16 protein-coding genes are annotated in these 18,462 nt (G+C 60.4%); 5 read left to right on the forward strand and 11 right to left on the reverse strand.

Annotated features, from left to right (window positions below; translation table 11 throughout):
* The first annotated feature begins 211 nt into the window (after positions 1-211).
* Entirely contained in the window at positions 212-1,756 is a 1,545-nt protein-coding gene (locus JAO77_RS04185) for a SulP family inorganic anion transporter (RefSeq protein WP_198989038.1), read from the forward strand.
* Between the two features lie 123 nt (positions 1,757-1,879).
* On the opposite strand, the gene JAO77_RS04190 is transcribed toward JAO77_RS04185, so the two are convergent.
* On the reverse strand, positions 1,880-2,599 hold the full coding sequence (locus JAO77_RS04190) for a L,D-transpeptidase family protein (protein ID WP_198989039.1): 720 nt from the start codon (positions 2,597-2,599) through the stop codon (positions 1,880-1,882).
* 143 nt (positions 2,600-2,742) lie between these two features.
* Between JAO77_RS04190 and JAO77_RS04195 the strand changes: the two genes are divergently transcribed.
* Entirely contained in the window at positions 2,743-3,420 is a 678-nt protein-coding gene (locus JAO77_RS04195; protein WP_198989040.1) for a DUF2461 domain-containing protein, read from the forward strand.
* Between the two features lie 16 nt (positions 3,421-3,436).
* Here the strand turns inward: JAO77_RS04195 and JAO77_RS04200 are convergent, their stop codons facing one another.
* From JAO77_RS04200 to JAO77_RS04210, 3 genes are all read right to left on the reverse strand, one after another.
* A complete protein-coding gene (locus JAO77_RS04200) occupies positions 3,437-3,940 on the reverse strand; it encodes a DUF6702 family protein (protein WP_198989041.1) in 504 nt (167 codons plus the stop codon).
* Positions 3,941-3,999: 59 nt separating this feature from the next.
* The gene (gene rseP, locus JAO77_RS04205; protein WP_198989042.1) at positions 4,000-5,361 is read right to left on the reverse strand and encodes an RIP metalloprotease RseP; all 1,362 of its coding nucleotides are present in this window, start codon (positions 5,359-5,361) and stop codon (positions 4,000-4,002) included.
* 137 nt (positions 5,362-5,498) lie between these two features.
* Positions 5,499-6,662, reverse strand: coding sequence for a 1-deoxy-D-xylulose-5-phosphate reductoisomerase (locus JAO77_RS04210; protein WP_198989043.1), 1,164 nt, complete (start codon positions 6,660-6,662; stop codon positions 5,499-5,501).
* Positions 6,663-6,855: 193 nt separating this feature from the next.
* On the opposite strand from JAO77_RS04210, the gene JAO77_RS04215 reads away from it, so the two are divergent.
* Together JAO77_RS04215 and JAO77_RS04220 are read left to right on the forward strand one after the other, a co-directional pair.
* A complete protein-coding gene (locus JAO77_RS04215) occupies positions 6,856-7,926 on the forward strand; it encodes an SDR family oxidoreductase (RefSeq protein WP_198989044.1) in 1,071 nt (356 codons plus the stop codon).
* 99 nt (positions 7,927-8,025) lie between these two features.
* Positions 8,026-9,183 (forward strand): NAD(P)/FAD-dependent oxidoreductase, encoded by a 1,158-nt coding sequence (locus JAO77_RS04220; protein ID WP_198989045.1) that lies wholly within the window; start codon positions 8,026-8,028, stop codon positions 9,181-9,183.
* A 16-nt stretch (positions 9,184-9,199) separates the two neighbouring features.
* On the opposite strand, the gene JAO77_RS04225 is transcribed toward JAO77_RS04220, so the two are convergent.
* Positions 9,200-9,631, reverse strand: coding sequence for a hypothetical protein (locus JAO77_RS04225; protein ID WP_198989046.1), 432 nt, complete (start codon positions 9,629-9,631; stop codon positions 9,200-9,202).
* A 349-nt stretch (positions 9,632-9,980) separates the two neighbouring features.
* On the opposite strand from JAO77_RS04225, the gene JAO77_RS04230 reads away from it, so the two are divergent.
* Positions 9,981-10,481: an ankyrin repeat domain-containing protein gene (locus tag JAO77_RS04230; protein WP_198989047.1), complete on the forward strand. Its 501-nt coding sequence runs from the start codon at positions 9,981-9,983 to the stop codon at positions 10,479-10,481.
* A 66-nt stretch (positions 10,482-10,547) separates the two neighbouring features.
* Here the strand turns inward: JAO77_RS04230 and JAO77_RS04235 are convergent, their stop codons facing one another.
* The 6 genes from JAO77_RS04235 to JAO77_RS04260 form a co-directional block, all read right to left on the reverse strand.
* Positions 10,548-11,336: an SDR family NAD(P)-dependent oxidoreductase gene (locus JAO77_RS04235; protein ID WP_198989048.1), complete on the reverse strand. Its 789-nt coding sequence runs from the start codon at positions 11,334-11,336 to the stop codon at positions 10,548-10,550.
* An 84-nt stretch (positions 11,337-11,420) separates the two neighbouring features.
* On the reverse strand, positions 11,421-11,783 hold the full coding sequence (locus JAO77_RS04240; RefSeq protein WP_198989049.1) for a DUF1304 domain-containing protein: 363 nt from the start codon (positions 11,781-11,783) through the stop codon (positions 11,421-11,423).
* Positions 11,784-11,885: 102 nt separating this feature from the next.
* Entirely contained in the window at positions 11,886-12,269 is a 384-nt protein-coding gene (locus JAO77_RS04245; protein WP_198989050.1) for a spore germination protein GerW family protein, read from the reverse strand.
* A gap of 122 nt (positions 12,270-12,391) precedes the next feature.
* The gene (locus JAO77_RS04250; RefSeq protein WP_198989051.1) at positions 12,392-14,008 is read right to left on the reverse strand and encodes a hypothetical protein; all 1,617 of its coding nucleotides are present in this window, start codon (positions 14,006-14,008) and stop codon (positions 12,392-12,394) included.
* Positions 14,009-14,296: 288 nt separating this feature from the next.
* A complete protein-coding gene (gene scpA, locus JAO77_RS04255) occupies positions 14,297-16,459 on the reverse strand; it encodes a methylmalonyl-CoA mutase (RefSeq protein WP_198989052.1) in 2,163 nt (720 codons plus the stop codon).
* A 126-nt stretch (positions 16,460-16,585) separates the two neighbouring features.
* Complete coding sequence (locus JAO77_RS04260; protein ID WP_198989053.1) at positions 16,586-18,379, reverse strand: methylmalonyl-CoA mutase family protein; 1,794 nt, start codon at positions 18,377-18,379, stop codon at positions 16,586-16,588.
* Between the last annotated feature and the right edge of the window lie 83 nt (positions 18,380-18,462).

Genomic DNA, 18,462 nt, shown 5'->3' on the forward strand with positions numbered 1-18,462 from the left:
GCTAAGTGGCAAGATTGATGCTTAGGAAACTTCTACCGCCCAGCTACCAGGGAGTTCGTCTACCTAGGGCGTACCTTTGCGGGTGCGTATGCTCCTCACCATTCCGTTACGTTTCAAGCTTACTCCACCCTGAGTACTGGCCAAAGCTACCCCTGCCGCCGCTTCCTGCCGGAAGCGTGCGGCTTTTCTTTTGCCTTTGATTCAGCTTTTTATGTCGGTTGTAAGTTCTTATTTTTCTCAGTACAAGTTCAACGTTAAAAACGAAATATTGGCCGGCCTCACTACGGCGCTGGCCTTGGTGCCCGAGGTAGTAGCCTTCGCGTTGCTGGCGCATATTAGCCCGCTGGTGGGCATCGGGTCGGCATTTGTTATTTGCTTAGTCACGAGTGTGCTAGGTGGTCGGCCGGGCATGATATCGGGCGCGGCGGGCTCGGTGGCCGTGGTCATCGTGAGTTTGGTGGTGCAGCAGGGCGTCGAGTACCTTTTCGTGGCCGTGGCGCTCATGGGGCTCATCCAGATTGCCATTGGGCTGCTGCGCTGGGGCAAGTTTATCCGGCTGGTGCCGCAGCCGGTGGTGTATGGCTTCGTCAACGGGCTGGCGGCTATCATCTTCATGGCGCAGCTCGAGCAGTTTAAGGTGCGCGATGCGGCCGGGGCCGAGCACTGGCTGGCAGGTACGCCGCTGCTACTGATGGTAGGGCTGGTGGCCCTCACGATGGCGCTGGTGTACTTCACGCCTAAGGTGACCAAAGCCGTGCCGGGCTCGCTGGTAGCCATTGTGGTGGTGTCGGCGCTGGTTATCCTGGGCGGACTGCAAACTAAGTCGGTGGGCGATATTGCCTCCATTGCCGGTGGGCTGCCCACGCTGCACCTGCCACAAGTGCCGCTCAGTTGGCATACCCTAGGGGTAGTATTGCCCTATTCGGTCATTATGGCGATGGTGGGCCTCACCGAAAGCCTGTTGACCCTAACGGTGGTAGATGAAGTAACCGAAAGCCGCGGCCGCAGCAACCAAGATTGCGTAGCCCAGGGCCTAGCCAACGTGGCTTCGGGCTTCACTGGCGGCATGGGCGGCTGCGCCATGATAGGCCAAACAATGGTCAACCTAGAGTCGCGTGGGCGCGGGCGGTTGTCGGGCGTGGTGGCGGCCGGCGCGCTGGCCCTGTTTGTGGTGGCTGGCTCTAGTCTTATTGAGCGGCTGCCGCTGGCGGCGCTCGTGGGCGTGATGTTTATGGTGGTGATTGCCACCTTCGAGTGGGCCAGTCTGCGCATCCTGCGCCGCATGCCCCGCACCGATGTAGTGGTGATGCTGCTCGTGACGCTCGTCACGGCCATTTCGCAAAACCTGGCCCTGGCAGTGCTCCTAGGGGTGGTAGTGTCGGCCCTGGCCTTTGCCTGGGAAAATGCCAAGCGCATTCGGGCCCGCCACTACCTCGATGCCAGCGGTGTGAAGCACTACGAGCTCTACGGCCCGCTGTTCTTCGGCTCGGTGCAGGCGTTCACCGAAAAGTTTGACGTGGCCCATGACCCCGCCGAAGTTATTATCGACTTCCATGACAGCCGCGTGGCCGATATGTCGGCCCTCGACGCCCTGCACAAGCTCACCGAGCGCTACCAGCGTGCCGGCAAAACCCTGCGCCTGCGCCACCTCAGTCCCGATTGCCGCGTGCTGCTCGGTAAGGCCGGCGCGCTGGTTGAGGTCAATATCTTGGAAGACCCCAACTACCGCGTGGCCGGGGCCGACGTGGCGTATTAGACCCTCTATTTAATTAGTGAGAAAAAGGCTTGCCTTACTTAGCTCTATCCAGCAGTACCTAGGTGCTGTTGAATAGATCTAAGTAAGGCAAGCCTTCTTTAGAGAACTACGGATAATAAAGTATCATGGCCGAGCTATACCCGGCACCCGGTGCTGCTCAAAGTAGGTATACGCTGGGGCCAGCTCTCGCCAAAAGGCCGCGTGCGGGCTGGCTGCCCGGCGCGCCAATTCTGTTTCGGTGAGCGGAAACGGAAAAATATGAACCTCGATACTGGCCTGCCCGGCCGCTCGCGCCGCCACGGCTAGCAGGTACACTTCCTCTACCAGCGCGTTGGTGAGCGGCAGGCAGCCATCGGTGACATTGGAGCCGTGAATGAAAATATCGCCGCCAGGGTCTGCTAGGCCAGTGGCCAGCACATCGGCCGCGCTGGGGTAGTCGAGACCTAGGGATAGGTGGAACGCGCTGAGCGGGTTGAAGCGGTCGAGGTGGTAGCAGCCTTCGGGCACCTGCCCATCGCCGGCGTGGCGCTTGGGCCCTAGGGTGCCCGAGGTGGCTGCCAGCGGGTAGTGCCCTAGTGGTTGAAAGACAGTGTCGCCTTGGTTGCGTGCCCACACTTCGAGCTGACGGCTGGTTTTGATGAGGCGGAAAAAGACTTCCAGCCGAGTTGGGTCGAGGTGCTGCGTTTGCAGGCGGGCCACTAGCGCCGGCCAGCACCTAGCATGGGCGGCTCGTACGCGGGCGTAGGCCAACTGCTGCTGCCAGAAAGTGGGGAAGATGGCCGGCGTTTGAGAAGCGGCGGGCTGCGCTAGCAAGCCAAGTAGGAGCAGTAAAAGAAAGCGCAAGCTTGACGTGTAAAAGAGGTGAGCTATGAGTGCTTTAGCAACGATAAAAGTACGGGCAATGGTATAGGCTTAGAGGCCAGTTTAACGCCCTAGGTCATGGCTGGCACGTATGCACTTGCTCAGGCCTCGGCCAATTTTTTTTTATGAATCCTGCTGCTCTCCTTAATTTTCTCCAAGACCTCGCGCGCCACAACGAGCGCGAGTGGTTTCAGACCCACAAAACCACCTACGACCAACTGCGCGCCGCTTTCGAAGCCGACGTGGCTTACTGGCTGCGCGAGCTAACCCAAGACGAGCCCGCCCTGGCCGGCCTCGACGCCCGCAAGTGCATCTTGCGCATCTACCGCGACGTGCGGTTTTCCAAAGTGAAGGTGCCCTACAAGACACACTTCTCGGCCTATTTTGCGGCGGGCGGCAAGCACGGCGACACCGCCGGCCGCTACGTCCAAATCGGGCCCAATGGCCAGACGCTGGTGGCGGGCGGCCTCTACGAGCCTACCAAAGAGCAGCTCGTGGCCGTGCGCCAGGAAATAGATTACCAAGCCGCCGACTTGCACGAACTGCTGGCCACGCCCACTGCGCGCCAGTTTTTTCCGCAGGGCCTAGGGGGCGAGCAACTCAAGAAGATGCCGCCCGGCTACGAGGCCACCCACCCCGACGCGGCGTGGCTGCGACACAAAAGCTTCTTGCTCAGTCACGAGCTGCCCGATGCCGAGGTGCGCCGCCTGGGGGCGGAAGAATTTCGCGCGCACATCTTGGCGGCGCTGCGGGCCCTAGGTCCGTTTTGCGAGTGGCTAACCGCCGCTACGCACCCAGGCTAAGGCCGGGCCGGCGCTACTATTTCAGCGTGAGTACGGCCTGATCGTGGCCCGCGCGGTACAGTTCGCTAACTTTCTTATCGTTGCTTTCCGCATTCACAATGTTCATCTGGTCTGAAAAAAAGTCGAGTAGCACCGTATTGCGCAGCCACACAGCCGTGGCGGCGCGGGGCAGCTTAGCCTTGGCATAGAGCCAATAAGCATCCTTTTCGGGCTGCATGCCCAAAAACTGGAGCGTGAGCGGCAGGCGTGGCTGGCGGCTAGAGGTGTAGGGCAAAGCTAGCTCGAGGTGGCTGCGCAAGTACGCATCGGCCAAGGGCACAATGCGCGGGTCTTGCAGCGTGAGGTGCTGCGGGCGGCCCTTGGAGAGCGCATTTTCGAGGTCGTCGGTAAAGACTTTAAGCGCCAGCTCTACCTGCTGCTGCTGCGGATTGATGCGCAGCTCCAGAATGCTGGAGTGGTAGGTGTGGCGGGCCAGTGCCAGCAGCGGCACCAGCAGCAAGAGAAAAGCAAAACGACGCATAAACAAAAAAGGAGCGCGACTCCCTAAGAATCGCGCTCCTGGATAAAGAAGCCGATAGCTTAGAAAAGCTTAGCGACTTGTTTTACAATGATTACGTAGAACATCAGCGCCAAAATCAATAATGTACCTACGCGCTGAGCATTCTCTAGAAACTTATCAGAGGGCTTGCGACGCAAAATCATTTCGTATAGCAGAAACAAGACATGGCCACCATCAAGCGCCGGAATGGGCAGTAGGTTCATGAAGGCCAGTACCATGCTTAGCATCCCAACCAGCGTCCAGAAGTGCGTCCAGAAATCGGGCCGGGTGGTATCGCCGCCAAATTGCTGGGCTATCTCTACTGGCCCGCCCAGGTTATCGCCAATTGACATCTCGCGACGCGCCATTTTGGTGAAAGCCTTAGCCTGCAGCGTAATAACGCCAAAGGCCTTTTCGGTGCCACGCGGCACGGACTGTGGTAAGCTATAAAAGTGGCGGTCTAGCTTAAGCTCACTTTTCGGCCCAAGGCCAATTTTGCCTGCCTCGTTTACTGCTACAGGTAGGGTTAGCGACTGGCCGTTGCGATTAATGGTAAAAGGTAGGGTTTGCCCTTTGTGCTGAGCGACTGTGCTCTGCAATTCGTCGAAAAACCGGATGGGCGTACTCCCAATTTGGGTGATGCGGTCGCCGGCTTTAATTCCGGCTTTGACTGCTGGCTTGCCTGGTACCAATTCCTTAACGGTAAAAGGCTGGCGAGGGGAAATAAAAATACTGTCATCCGCCATCTGCTTAGTGTAGGCGTTGAAGAAGGTTTTGGGTAGCTTAGGCAGGTCGATAAGCTCCCCATTGCGCTCCACCGTATAATAGGTGTCAGTGCTGATGAGCACGTTGGGGTCGTAAATATCACTAAACTCGTTAAACGGTCGACCGTTAATCTTAACGACCTGGTCACCAGTTCGAAATCCCAGGCTGCGACCCAGGCCGTTGGTCACTATGCCAAATTTGGCCTGCGAGGCAGGTAAGTATTCTTCGCCCGTTTTGTAAGTGAGTAGCGTAAAAATGACGATACCCGTGATAATGTTCATAATAATGCCGCCCAGCATCACCAGCAGGCGCTGCCAGGCCGGCTTGGCCCGGAATTCATCGGGCTGCGGCGGGCCGGCCAGGGCGTCGGCGTCCTGCGTTTCATCGACCATGCCGTGAATGGCCACGTAGCCCCCCAGCGGAAACCAGCCAATGCCGTACTCGGTTTCACCCACTTTCTTCTTCAGCAAGCTGAAGTTAAGCACATTGGGCAGCGGAAACAGAAAGTCGAAAAAGATGTAAAACTTAGTGACTTTAATCTTGAAAAGCTTGGCGAAGGCAAAGTGCCCGAACTCGTGCAAGCCCACTAGCAGCGAAAGGCCCAGCACCAGCTGGCCAATCATAACGAGAATTTCCAAAGGAGGGAAGTAGTTAAACTAACTGTCATGCGGAGTCTGTGAAGCATCTTATCTCGCTCGCAGCGCTCGGGGGTAGTAGTATTCTGACAAAAGAAGCCGCGATAAGATGCTTCCTTCATCAGCATGACAACGATTTTTTACAACAAACTAGTTGCTACACGCCGCGCTTCGGCGTCGGTAGCAGCGTAGTCGGCCAGGGTTGGGGCCGCAAGATACGGCACCCGGCCTAGGCACTCAGCCACCACGTCGGCCATACCTAGGAAGCTTACACGGTCGTGCAAAAATGCGGCCACGGCTACTTCGTTGGCGGCGTTGAGCACGCACGCCGCGCTGCCGCCGCGCTGCATGGCGCTGTAGGCCAGCGACAAATGTCGGAAGGTGCATAGGTCGGGCGCCTCGAAGGTAAGCGTGGGGTACTGCAAAAACGAGAACCTCGGAAAGTCATTGCGCAGCCGCTGGGGGTACCCTAGGGCATACTGAATGGGCAGCTTCATGTCGGGCAGGCCGAGCTGCGCCTTCAACGAGCCGTCCTCAAACTGTACCAGCGAGTGCACAATGCTCTGCGGGTGCACCACCACGTCAACTTGCTCATTGGCAAGGTCAAACAGCCACTTGGCCTCAATCACTTCCAGCCCCTTGTTCATGAGCGTGGCCGAATCGATGGTAATTTTGGCGCCCATCGTCCAATTGGGGTGCTTTAGGGCCTGGGCTTTGGTAATGTGGGTCAATTCTTGGGATGAGCGACCTCGGAAAGGTCCCCCTGACGCCGTCAGAATGACCTTCTCGATGGGGTTCTGCGCTTCGCCCACTAGGCACTGGAAAATGGCCGAGTGCTCCGAGTCGACGGGCAGCAACTTTACGCCGTACTGCTGCACGAGGCTGGTTATCAGCTCGCCAGCTACTACTAGCGTTTCCTTATTAGCTAGGGCAATGTCTTTGCCAGCCCGGATGGCGGCCACCGTGGGCGGCAGACCAGCGTAGCCTACTAGCGCTGTGAGCACCACGTCGATATCGGGGCGCTGCACTACTTCGGTGAGGGCTGCATCGCCGGCTAGCACTTCGGTTTCGGGCTGGTCGGCTAGGGCCGCTTTGGTTTGCTGGTAATGCTCGTCGCCGATGACCACGGCAGCGGGCCGAAACTCGCGGGCCTGGGCTACTAGCAGCTCCCATTGCCGCCCGGCCGTGAGCACCGCCACCCGAAAGCGGCCGCGCTGTTCGCGCACTACCTCTAGCGCCTGCGTGCCGATAGAGCCCGTGGAGCCCAGCAAGGCCAGGGTTTTTATAGAAAAAGAATCCGTCATTCGTCGTTAATAGATACTCAAAGGTAGGGCGCAGGGCGGGCCTCTGCGTCCGCTAGTTGCGAGCGGGGGCCAGGGTATTTCTGAAAGCTTAGCTCGTAGCTACCCAACCTTAACCTATCCATTTGAGGCGCGGACCCGTACAGTTAGCACGCCCCTCGGGCCTACGTTCACTCTATATCTCTGCTCTCTCCCAATGGCTATCAAACTCAAGCCCCTCGACCAACAAGTTATTGTAATTACTGGCGCTACCAGCGGTATTGGCTTGGCTACGGCCAAGGCCGCCCACAAAGCAGGGGCTCGCCTGGTGCTTGCCGCCCGTTCGCAGGCCGACCTAGATACCGTGGCCCGCCAACTAGGCAGCCGCGTGGCCGTGGTGGCCGCCGACGTAGCCGACCCCGCCGCCGTGCACCGCATCCACGAAGCTGCTCACTCCAACTTCGGCGCCCTCGATACGTGGGTCAATAATGCCGGCGTAGGCATGTGGGGCAAGCTAGAGCAAGGCAAGCTCGAAGATTTCAAAAAGCTGTACGAGACCAACTTCTGGGGCATCGTGAATGGCTCGCTCGAAGCCATCAAGCACTTTAAGAAACACGGCGGTGCTCTTATCAACCTAGGTAGCGTGGTGAGCGACGTGGCCGTGCCTATCCAGGGCATGTACGCCTCCAGCAAGCACGCCGTGAAAGGCTTTACCGATGCCCTACGCATCGAGCTGGCCGACGAGAAAGCGCCTGTGTCCGTGACGCTCATCAAGCCGGCGGCCATTGATACGCCTTTCCCCGAGCACGCCCGCAACTACTTGCCCGAGAAGCCCAAGCTGCCCCAGCCCGTGTACGCGCCCGAGGAAGTAGCTAAGGCCATCTTGCATGCCGCCACGCACCCGGTGCGTGACATCTACGTGGGCGGCGGTGGCAAGCTCATGAGCACTACCAACAAGTACGCCCCCGGCGTGATGGACTGGGTAGAAGCCAAAACCGGCGTGGCGCAGCAAAAGCAGGAGGCCACTCGCGCTGTAGACCCCGCTGGCTCGCTGCACCGCCCCAACGGCCCCCACGCCAAAGTGCGCGGCAGCAACCCCGGCCACGTCATGGAAACCAGCCTGTATACCCGCGCTACGCTGCACCCGGTGCTGGCCGGCCTGGCTGCCGCTACCGGCCTGGCCGCTACGATTGCACTCATTTCGAGCCGTTCGCGCGATGGCCTCAAAGATGCTGGCGTACCTGTGCACCACGGCCACGATTCGGGTGTGGCTGTGACGGATAACTAAGCTAACGCAAGTAGCTTAGCCGCTAGTAGAAAGCGCCTTCCTCGACCGGGGGAGGCGCTTTTGTGCGTACTAGCCCTAGGTGGCCGCTACCTTTACCGCGTGCCAACCGAAGTAGACTACGACATTGCCATAGTAGGGGCCGGGCCGGCGGGCACGGCCTGCGCGCTGGCATTGCGCGGCAGCGGCCTGCGGGTGCTGCTGCTCGACAAGGCCACTTTCCCACGCGATAAAATTTGCGGTGATGCCGTGCCGGGCCACGCGCTGAAAGCATTGCGCCAGCTCGACCCAGCTTATGTCGAGGCCCTGTGGCAGCTAGAGCCGCGCGACGACGTGCGCCGCAGCCGCATCGTGGCGCCCAGTGGCGCGAGCTTCTACATGCACTGGAATCTGCGCACCTTCAACAGCCCGCGTCTTGACTTCGACGCCGCGCTGTTTGCGCTAGTGCGCCAGTTTACGGATACCGAAATACGGGAAAGCGCGACCCTAAAAACGCTGGAAATCGAGCCTAGCCATGTGCAGCTACACTTGGCCGATGGCACCGAGCTCACCGCCAGCCTGGTTATTGGCTGCGATGGCGCCAACTCGGCGGTGGGCCGCCGCCTGCTGCCCGAGCCGCGCCTGGCGCGCGCGCACCATAGCGCGGGCGTACGGGCGTACTTCGAGAACGTGGCCGGTACTGAGTCGGGCACCACCGAGTTTTTCTTCAGCCAAAACTACCTGGCCGGCTACTGCTGGCTGTTTCCGGTGGGGGCGGGGCGCTACAACGTGGGCCTAGGTATGCTTTCTGAACTCGTGGCTAAGCACAAGGTCGACCTCAAGCAGCTGCTGCTCGATACCGTGCAAACGCACCCCGAGCTGGCCGGCCGCTTCAAAGAGGCGCGGCAGCTGGGTCCGGTGCTAGGCTTTGGGCTGCCCATGGGCGGCGGGCGGCAGCGCCCGTGCAGCGGGGCGCGCTTTATGCTGTGCGGCGATGCAGCCTCGCTCATCGACCCCTTGCAGGGCCACGGCATCGACATGGCCGTGCGCAGCGGCATCATGGCCGCCGCGCAGGCCCGTCGATGCATGGCCCAGGATGACTTCAGCGCGGGTTTTATGCAAGCCTACGACGCCGAAGTGCAGCGCCATCTCGGGCCAGTGCTGGCCCGCAACTACCGCCTCATGCGGCTGTTGGGCACCCGGCCGTGGCTTCTCAACCTAGGGGCGCGCCTGGCGCAGCTGCCGGGCCTGGGCCGCCGTCTGCAGCGGCTGTTAGGGTAGGGCCAGCCCCGGCTGCCTACCGAATAGTAGCCGGAAACCTAGCTTGGCAAAGGCGCAGCCACTCCTCGGCTTCGGGCACGTTGTCGAAGAACTGTAGCTCGAATAAGCAGGTAGCAGGGGTGAGCGGAGTGTTCGTGATGGTGTCGTGCTTTGTGTCGGCCTGCACCACATGCGCCACGTAGCGCAAGCCCATGTGCGCAGCCCGCGGCGCCCAAATGCGCATGAGCCAATCGAGCGAGTCGAACCAGGGGCCGCGCAGGTCGGTATTATCGTTGAGTAGGTAGGGGCAATGAATACCAGCGAGTTGCTGTAAATAATTGTCGGCTCCGCGCAGGGCCTCTTCCGAGTCTATAAAGCCGCGCCAAGTTGCGCGCAGCCATTTATCAGATTCTTCAAACGTGAGAGTACACCGGCTGCCATCCGTATCTGGAAGCGAATTGATAAGCATAAAAGAAAACATGTGAAACGGATTGGCAAACCTCGCCCCTCCGCCGCAGCTAACCTAGGCAGTAGATACTGGTTTTCACTCCTGACTAATACGCTATTTTTATCAGTAGAAATACTTAGGCCTTTCGGGCAAGCCTCGAAAATTTTGAGCGGGTAACTAGCTTTAAAAAGCCATCTGCCTGCTTGGCAACGCACTATACACTGCCTCGATTTGCAATAGGCAGTAGCACGAGCTTTGAGCCTGCAGGTGCAACCAGTTTGATACCCGCCAATTAGAAATCCGCACTACTACTCGCAAACATCCCAACCCCCTAGGTTGTCGTAGGCGAGCTTAACTTATAAAAGACACCATGGCTTTCACTTCCACCCAACCCATCGACTTGCTCTACGATGCCGCCCGCCGCGGCGATGTAGCCGACATCGAGCAGCTGCTCCAAGACCCCCAGCTGGACATCAACGCCCAAAACGGCAAGGGCCACTCGGCCCTCATTCTAGCTACCTACGACAACCACATCGACGCCGCCCGCTTGCTCATCGACCGCGGCGCCGACCTCAACCTGCAAGATGCCAGCGGAAACTCGGCCCTGATGGGTGTGGCCTTCAAGGGTTATGCCGACATTGCCCGCCTGCTCATTGAGCGCGGCGCGGCCCTCGACCTCACCAACGGCAACGGCGGCACGGCCCTCATGTTTGCCACCCTCTTCGGCCGCAATGAGTTAGTAAAGATTCTCCTCGAAGCCGGCGCCGATGCTACCCTGCGCGACGTGCGTGGCCTCACTGCCCTGCACCTAGCCGGCCAGCAAGGCAACGAAGAAGCCTGGAAGCTCCTAGGTGGAAGCGAGGACGAGTAACTCGATTAAGACAAACTAAAAAGGCCGTCCTATGTCAGTAGGACGGCCTTTTTTATAACTACTAACTTAAATCGCCCGCACCACGCCGCCATCTACGCGTACCGAGGCGCCGTTGGTGGCCGCCGCCAGCGGGCTGCTGAGGTAGGCTACCATGCTGGCAATCTCATCAGTGGTGATGAAGCGCTGCAGCAGCGACGATGGCCGCGCATCGCGGAAAAACTCGTGCTCGGCTTCTTCGCGGGTTTTGCCTTCGCCGGCCAGCTTTTTTAGAAATTCCTCCACGCCCTCCGAGGCCGTGGGGCCGGGCAGCACCGAATTCACGGTGACGCCGGTGCCCTTGGTGAGCTCGGCCAGGCCGCGCGCTACGGCCAGCTGAGCAGTTTTGGTGGTGCCGTAGTGCACCATTTCAGCCGGAATCTGTAAACCTGATTCGCTCGAAATAAAGAGGATGCGACCCCAGTCGGCCTCTAGCATCAGCGGGAAATACTGACGCGAGAGCCGCACCCCGCTCAGCACGTTCACTTCGAAGAAGCGCAGCCAGTCGGCATCCGTAATTTCAGCAAACGGCTTAGGCTCGAAGATGCCCACGTTATTGACCAAAATATCAACCCTAGGTACCTCGCGCAGCAGGTTATCGACCTGCGCCGCGTCGCCAAAATCTACCGCCACGCCGCGCACACTGGCCCCCGGCGTCTGGGCCACGATGGCCGCCTGGGCTTCCTGGATGCGCGCCTCGGTGCGTCCAGTAATGATGACGTGTGCGCCCTCGGCGGCCAGCCGCTGCGCGATGGCCAGCCCGATGCCAGCCGTAGAGCCCGTGACGAGGGCAGTTTTATTTGCAATTTGGAGGTCCATGAACTTCAGATTTAGGAAAAGATAGTCCAGTCCTAAACCGAAGGTGGGTCGGTTTTGATTTTGCTGGCTGCCCGCCGGGCCAACCTAGGCCAGCCACAGCGCCGCCAGGGCCAGCGCGGCGGGTAGCGTTTGTACTAGCAAAATGCGCCCGCCCGCCGTGGCTGCCCCATAGAGCCCCGCCACCGCCACGCACCCCAAAAAGAACGTGCCTACGCTGCGGTGCCACTGCGGGTCGGTGATGAGCAGCGCCCACACCAGCCCCGCCACCAGAAAGCCATTGTACAGTCCTTGGTTGCCGGCCAGCGTCTTGGTAGCTGGAAACAGCTCGGCCGGCAGCGACCGGAATACCTTCGGCCCCCGCGAAACCCAGGCAAACATTTCCAGCCACACGATATACAAATGAATGAGCGCCACAAGGCCGATGAGGAGTTGGCTGAGTAAGTGCATACTTAGGGGCTGGAAAAGTCGGGTACTCAAAGAAAAGCGTTGCAACTAAAAAGCTCACTAGACCTCCCGGTTTAGTGAGCTTTTTAGTTGCAACGCTTTATGTTAGTTCTTGCGGTCCTTCAGCAACCTAGGTACGCTCCGCAGCAGTAGCCACGCAATGGCCCCGCTCACCGCCACCAGCGGCACCACCGACGACCGGATGGGCCGGAAGCGGCTGCGGCCCTCCCGCAGCTCGATGTAGCCCACGGGCGTGAGCGACACGCCCGCCCCGGCCCCCAGGCCCGAGCCGGCAGCTTCGCCCGCCTCGGTGCCGCCACCTCCACCACCGCCAAAACCGTAGCGCGCTCGTGCTACTGGAATGACCGTGATGCCGTCGCGCTCGACGGGGGTGCCGTACACGGCCTGCGCCGTGGCGGTCGTGCTGAGCTGCTGGCCTAGGCGCTCAAGCAGCGATTGGGCCGGGGTAGCGGCAGAGGAAGCATTCATTGGGGAGAAACCACTGGGAACAGGTGAAAATCAAGCTTGGCTAGCTAAAAACCAACAGGCCCAACCTAAGCCGCACCCCATTGGCGCGGCCTAGGTTGGGCCTGCAAGGTACTTCGGGCGGGCTAGTTGCCCACCAGTACGCGCACACCTTGCTGGCCTAGGGAGGCGCCGCCGTTCAGGCTAAGCCAGTAGGCCCCGGGGGCTAGCTTTAGGATAGGCGTGAGCACATTGGACCCCGGCTGAAGCAATACGGGCTGGGCGAGCAGGGTTTGGCCGAGCAGGCTGTGCACAGTGAGCGTGGCGGGGGCGGCTTCGGAGCCCGCGTACTGTACCTGCACGTGCAGGTTGTCGGGTGTGGCGGGATTGGGGGCCACGGTGAGCTGCACGGGGCTGCTGCCAGCTGCCAAGGTCACAACCCGTACCGGGCTAAAGTTGCTGGTACCAGTTAGGTCCACTTGGCGCAAGCGGTAGTAGTGCGTGGCTTCGGGGCCGGGGGCAGCATCTACGAAGGAGTAGGCCGAGGCTTGCGTGGTGGTCTGGTGGCCAGCTACCTGGCCCACTGCCTTGAAGAGGTACCCATCGAGCGAGTGCTGCACTTCAAAAAAGCTGTTGTGCTGCTCGCTGGCGGTAGTCCAGGCGAGTTGCACGCCGCGGTTGGGAGCGGCCGTAGCGGCCCAGGCTGCGAGGGTGACGGGCAAGGGCGTAGGGGCGATGGCCGAGGCTGCGCACCGAGCCCCGTCTACGTTGGCGTTGCCACCCTTAGGGCCAGTACCGATGTAGTAGCCCGTAAAGTTGGCAGTAGAGGCGGTAGAAGTAGTGCTAAATGGCGCGTTGTTAGGAGTATTAATGCGATAAGTGTAGCCGTTGTCGCTCGATATCACGAACAGATTGCCGGAGGCATCCATATAGGAAGAGGCATAGTTGCTGGCCGCAACGGTATTGGTAGCACCCGAAGCAGTTTCGGGCACCACTGTACCTATGGTTTGGAGCGTGCCGGCGGCCATGGTGGTGCCATCAGTAGCCGTTACTGCTTTGGTAAGAATCCGAAAGAGTGTAAGAGCCGGTGCATTGTTAACTGCTGCAATAGTGGCATAGATGGCGTAGAGGTGACCGTCGATGGGGCTCGCGGCCCAGTCGTTTATAAATATCGGAGCGGAGGAAGTGGAGAGAGGTAGCACTCCGAAAGCAGTAGCCGCGTAGGTAGTCGGGTTCGAGCCAGAGGGCTTCGTTAAGTCGATGCTGTATATCGTCAGCGCCTGCCGACTGTTATCGGTTGCCCGGCCTGCGGTTGAACCGCCACGGGTGATGTACATGATGCCATCAGGGCTAACATCGCCCACTACCGAATTTACCCCCTCGCCCGATAGGCCCGTTATGGAGTATAAATTCGAATTGAAGTCACTGCCGACTTGCACCAGTCTGTTGCCATTGATGAGGAGCCCCCAGATGTAGTTGTCTTTCTGATTATAGCCAACGGCATTTACTTTCCTAATGGTGGAGCTTGCATTCACAACCGGGCCAGATGTTGCCGTAGTAGCTCCCGTAGACACGTTCACTTCGATGGCAACCGTAGGGTCATCCTGCAAGATGTAAGATTTGCCGGCTGTACACGCGAAAGGGGTCGTCGTTTGGGCCTGAACCACTGAGACACCACCTAGTAAAAAGGCTAGCGAAAGCCCATGTCGGCGCACAGCCCGCAGAATCTTGCCTGACTGCGGATAGGTATATAGGTAAGACATAGTAATGGTATTTAAACAAGTTATTATTGTTTTTTTAGTATTGTCGGGATTACCACTTGAATTAGAAATAAAGCCCTTTTTGATGGTGGTAAATGCGAATAAATTACTTTAAAACTGGCTTGCTTACAAAAATAGAATAAATCTATGAATGAAACTTAAACAAGAGATGAATAAATGTCAGTACGAAAAGTGCATTTAAAGCAAATAAGCACCGCCCATGAGGCTCATCAATTTAGTGACGAGCCTCACGGGCGGTGCGTACTTATAGCGGGGTAGAATGGCTGGCGCCTAGGTCAGTTCCTCCAGAATCTCTAAGGCGGCCTTGGCTATCACGGTGCCCGGCCCGTAGATGCCGGCCACGCCCGCGTCGTAGAGAAACTGGTAGTCCTGGGGCGGAATGACGCCGCCCGCGATAACCAGAATATCGGGCCGGCCTTCCTGCTCTAGCTCGCGGATGAGCTGAGGCAGCAGCGTGTTGTGGCCGGCGGCGAGGCTGCTCACGCCCACCACGTGCACGTCGTTATCGACGGCCTGGCGGGCTACTTCGGCGGGGGTTTGGAAGAGGGGCGCGAGGTCCACATCGAAGCCTACGTCGGCAAAGCTGGTGGCGATGATTTTGGCGCCGCGGTCATGACCGTCCTGGCCCATTTTGGCGACGAGCATGCGCGGGCGGCGGCCTTCGCGGGCGGCGAAGTCCTGGGCCGCCTGCCGAGCCTGGGCGAAGTCGGCGTTGTCGGCCATGCCCTGCTGGTACACACCCTGGATAGTGCGCGTGGTGGCCTGGTGGCGGCCCCAGGCAGCTTCGAGCGCGTCTGAAATTTCGCCGAGGGTAGCGCGGGCGCGGGCGGCCGTTACGGCGAGAGCCAGTAAGTTGTGAGTGTTTAGTCCTAAGTTTTGAGTTGACTCGGAAGCTTCGGCAGTTGCCCCAGTTTTATCTTTTGCCGCCTCGGTCAATGCCGCCAGCGCCGCCTGCACGGCCGCCTCATCCCGTTTCGCCCGAATCTTTTGCAGCCGCGCTACCTGGCTTTCGCGCACCGCGTCGTTATCGATTTGCAGCACTTCCAGCGGGGCTTCGCCCTCCGGCGCGGGGTATTTATTCACGCCTACTATCACTTCCTGGCCCGCGTCAATGCGCGACTGCTTGCGGGCGGCGGCCTCCTCGATGCGGAGCTTGGGCAGGCCGGTTTCGATGGCAGCAGCCATGCCACCTAGGGCCTCCACCTCTTCGATGAGCGCCCAGGCCTGGTTGGCGAGGTCGGCGGTGAGGCTCTCCACGTAGTACGAGCCGCCCCAGGGGTCTACGACTTTGGTAATGTCGGTTTCGTGTTGGAGGTAGAGCTGCGTGTTGCGGGCAATGCGGGCCGAGAAGTCGGTGGGCAAAGCCAGGGCCTCGTCGAGGGCGTTGGTGTGCAGGCTCTGGGTGCCACCTAGGGCGGCGGCGAGGGCCTCCACGGTGGTGCGCGTCACGTTGTTGAAGGGGTCCTGGGCCGTGAGCGAATAGCCCGAAGTTTGGCAGTGCGTGCGCAATGCCAGGCTCTTGGGGCTCTGCGGGTTGAACTGCTGAATGAGCTTGGCCCACAGCAGGCGACCGGCGCGTAGCTTGGCGATTTCCAGAAAGTGGTTCATGCCGATGCCCCAGAAAAAGGACAGGCGCGGCGCAAACTCGTCAATCTTCAGCCCCGCCGCCAGGCCGGCGCGTACGTACTGCACGCCATCGGCCAGGGTGTAGGCTAGCTCGATATCGGCGGTGGCGCCGGCCTCGTGCATGTGGTAGCCCGAGATAGAAATCGAGTTGAACTTGGGCATCTTCTCGGCCGTGTAGGCGAAGATGTCGGCAATGAGCCGCATGCTCGGCGCGGGCGGATAGATGTAGGTATTGCGCACCATAAACTCCTTCAGAATGTCGTTCTGAATGGTGCCCGTGAGCTTTTCGGGCGGCACGCCCTGCTCCTCGGCCGCCACGATGTAGAAGGCCAGCACCGGCAGCACGGCCCCGTTCATGGTCATACTCACCGACATCTGGTCGAGCGGAATCTGGTCGAAGAGAATCTTCATATCCTCCACCGAGTCGATGGCCACGCCGGCCTTGCCCACGTCGCCCACCACGCGCGGGTGGTCCGAGTCATAGCCCCGGTGCGTGGCCAGGTCGAAGGCCACGCTCAGGCCCTTTTGGCCTCCCGCCAGGTTGCGCCGGTAAAAAGCGTTAGACTCCTCGGCTGTGCTAAAGCCCGCGTACTGCCTTACCGTCCAAGGACTTACGGTGTACATGCTGGCATACGGCCCACGCAAATAAGGCGCGATGCCCGCCCCGAACCCTAGGTGCGGTAGGTGCGCCGCATCGGCGGCCGTGTACACGGCAGGGCCAGTGGCAGGGTAGTCGGCCGGCTTAGCGGCGGGTGGGAGAGAGGCCGCGTCGTAGGCGATGGAAGAGAAGTCGGGGCGGGAATTCATAGTAATTACTAACGTATCGGTTGTCATTGCGAGGAGGAACGACGAAGCAATCGCATCAAAACGAGTATCCAACGAGCCATTCGGGTGCGATTGCTTCGTCGTTTCTCCTCGCAATGACAGACATTTTTATCGCCCTTGCAGTCGCGCCAGCACCTCCTCGGTGTGGTGGCCTTCCACTACAAATTCCTTGAACCCAAACACCCGCACGGCTTCCAGCAGCGTAGCTAGGTCGGAGTTAATGAGCGACGGAATATCGAAGTGGCCGACGGGGGCTTGCTGCACCACCCGCGCTAGGTGGTCGAACTGCGCAGGCGTGGCGTACATCAGGGTAGCTTCGTCGGGCTTGGAAAACAGCACCGAGTACGAGTTGGGCGCGATGTCGGGCATGGGCGGCTGGCCGGTTTGGCCGGGGTGCAGCAGGTGCCAGAAGGCCTCGGCGATTTCCTCGTTTACACGGGCGCCGCCGAGCAGCACCAGCGTGGCCTGCTTGTCCTGGTTGGCCCGGCGCTCGAAGTGCAGGGCCGTGGCCAGGCGCAGCACCTCGCTGGGGTAGGTGGCGCGGGTGGTGTCGAAGTCGCGCGAGCGCAAGAGCTGCTTGGGCTGAAAATCGAACTTCTCCTGCGCGTTCTGGAAGCGGTTGGTGCCCACTACCACATCTTGGCCGGTGGCGATGCGCTTAAACTTTTCCAGCCCTGTTTTGCTGATGGCTTCCATGGCCTGGGGCCGGGCTTCGAGCATGCCGCCCTTGGCTTCGAGGGCCTGAAACTCCGCCCACGCGGTGCGGGCCAGCTCGTCGGTCAGGGTTTCGAGGAAGTAAGAGCCCGCCGCCGGGTCGGCCACCCAGTCTAGGTGCGCCTCTTCGAGCAATATCAGCGGCTGGTTGCGGGCCAGGCGGGCGCTAAACTCGTTGGGCGCCTGGTAGAGGCAGTCGAAGGCCGCCACCTGCACCGAATCGGCCCCACCGAGCACGGCACTCATGGCCTCAGTGGTGTGGCGCAGCAGGTTGGTATGCGGGTCGAGGGTAGTCTGGTTCCAGGTCGAGGTTGAGGCGTGAATGAGCAAGTCGGCCGCGCCCTGCGGCGGCAGGCCGTAGGCGTGCAGCAGCGTAGCCCACAGCCGGCGGGTGGCGCGCAGCCGCGCTATTTCGGGGAAGTAGCTGGGCCCGATGGCAAAATCGAGGTGAAAATTAGCGGCTACCTCGGCCACCGTGATGCCGCTTTCTTCGTCGGGCAAGTGCGCCAGCATGGTGGCCGCCGTGCTCAGGCTGAAGGCCACCTGCTGAGTCAGCGTCGCGCCCCGATTGCCGAAAAACGCCCCGTTCACGGCCAGCACCGGAAAGTCGCCCCAGCCCCGCGCTAGCTCCACGCAGCGGCGCAGCGCGGTGCGGTACATAGCCAGCTCGGCTCCCTCAGGCACGGTGATGGGCGCAAACTGCAGGAAGCCGCGCAGCGGCTCGCCCAGGCCCACTTCGCGCAGGCGCTCCAGCAAGTGGTCGGGCTGTTGCAGCACCGTGTAGCCTATCCAAGTGCTGGCCAGCGGCAGGCGCGCGGCCAGCTCGCCGAAGGCGAAATTGGCTACTTCCTTATTTAATAAAAAGTGAATGCCACCTGCGCCGCGCGCTAGGGCATCAGCAGCCTGCTCTATCTGGAGGCGGCCATCGGTGCCGGCAGGCACGGCCAGGCACACCACGTTGCGGCAGGGCGCGGGGCGGGGCGGCAGGGGTGGGGGAGCGCCACCTAGGGCGGTCAGAGCCTCGCGGTGGTAAAAAGGCTCGGCCACTAGCCCGTCGGGTAAGGTCCAGCGCAGGCGGGCGGGGTCGGTGCCCTTTAGCTCGCGGGCCAATTGGGCTTGCCATTGTGCCGTGGTTACGGGCGAAAACTCGGGAAAAGAAACCGGCGCAGCCGGCGGCGTATCAGACATAAAGAAAGCGCTAAAAACCGGGCCACCCACCCGTGCCAAAGATACCGCCCCGGCTTAAAGCGGCTGGGGGCCGGTCGTTGTTT

This window comes from Hymenobacter sp. BT559 (genome assembly GCF_016427535.1).
Taxonomy (GTDB): Bacteria; Bacteroidota; Bacteroidia; order Cytophagales; family Hymenobacteraceae; genus Hymenobacter.

Coding starts and splice junctions, on each gene's coding strand:
- JAO77_RS04250 (WP_198989051.1), bottom strand. CDS start 14,008: ATGTCTTACCTATATACCTATCCGCAGTCAGGCAAGATTCTGCGGGCT.
- JAO77_RS04210 (WP_198989043.1), bottom strand. CDS start 6,662: ATGACGGATTCTTTTTCTATAAAAACCCTGGCCTTGCTGGGCTCCACG.
- JAO77_RS04235 (WP_198989048.1), bottom strand. CDS start 11,336: ATGGACCTCCAAATTGCAAATAAAACTGCCCTCGTCACGGGCTCTACG.
- JAO77_RS04240 (WP_198989049.1), bottom strand. CDS start 11,783: ATGCACTTACTCAGCCAACTCCTCATCGGCCTTGTGGCGCTCATTCAT.
- JAO77_RS04245 (WP_198989050.1), bottom strand. CDS start 12,269: ATGAATGCTTCCTCTGCCGCTACCCCGGCCCAATCGCTGCTTGAGCGC.
- JAO77_RS04185 (WP_198989038.1), top strand. CDS start 212: ATGTCGGTTGTAAGTTCTTATTTTTCTCAGTACAAGTTCAACGTTAAA.
- JAO77_RS04215 (WP_198989044.1), top strand. CDS start 6,856: ATGGCTATCAAACTCAAGCCCCTCGACCAACAAGTTATTGTAATTACT.
- JAO77_RS04260 (WP_198989053.1), bottom strand. CDS start 18,379: ATGTCTGATACGCCGCCGGCTGCGCCGGTTTCTTTTCCCGAGTTTTCG.
- JAO77_RS04225 (WP_198989046.1), bottom strand. CDS start 9,631: ATGCTTATCAATTCGCTTCCAGATACGGATGGCAGCCGGTGTACTCTC.
- scpA (WP_198989052.1), bottom strand. CDS start 16,459: ATGAATTCCCGCCCCGACTTCTCTTCCATCGCCTACGACGCGGCCTCT.
- JAO77_RS04195 (WP_198989040.1), top strand. CDS start 2,743: ATGAATCCTGCTGCTCTCCTTAATTTTCTCCAAGACCTCGCGCGCCAC.
- JAO77_RS04230 (WP_198989047.1), top strand. CDS start 9,981: ATGGCTTTCACTTCCACCCAACCCATCGACTTGCTCTACGATGCCGCC.
- JAO77_RS04200 (WP_198989041.1), bottom strand. CDS start 3,940: ATGCGTCGTTTTGCTTTTCTCTTGCTGCTGGTGCCGCTGCTGGCACTG.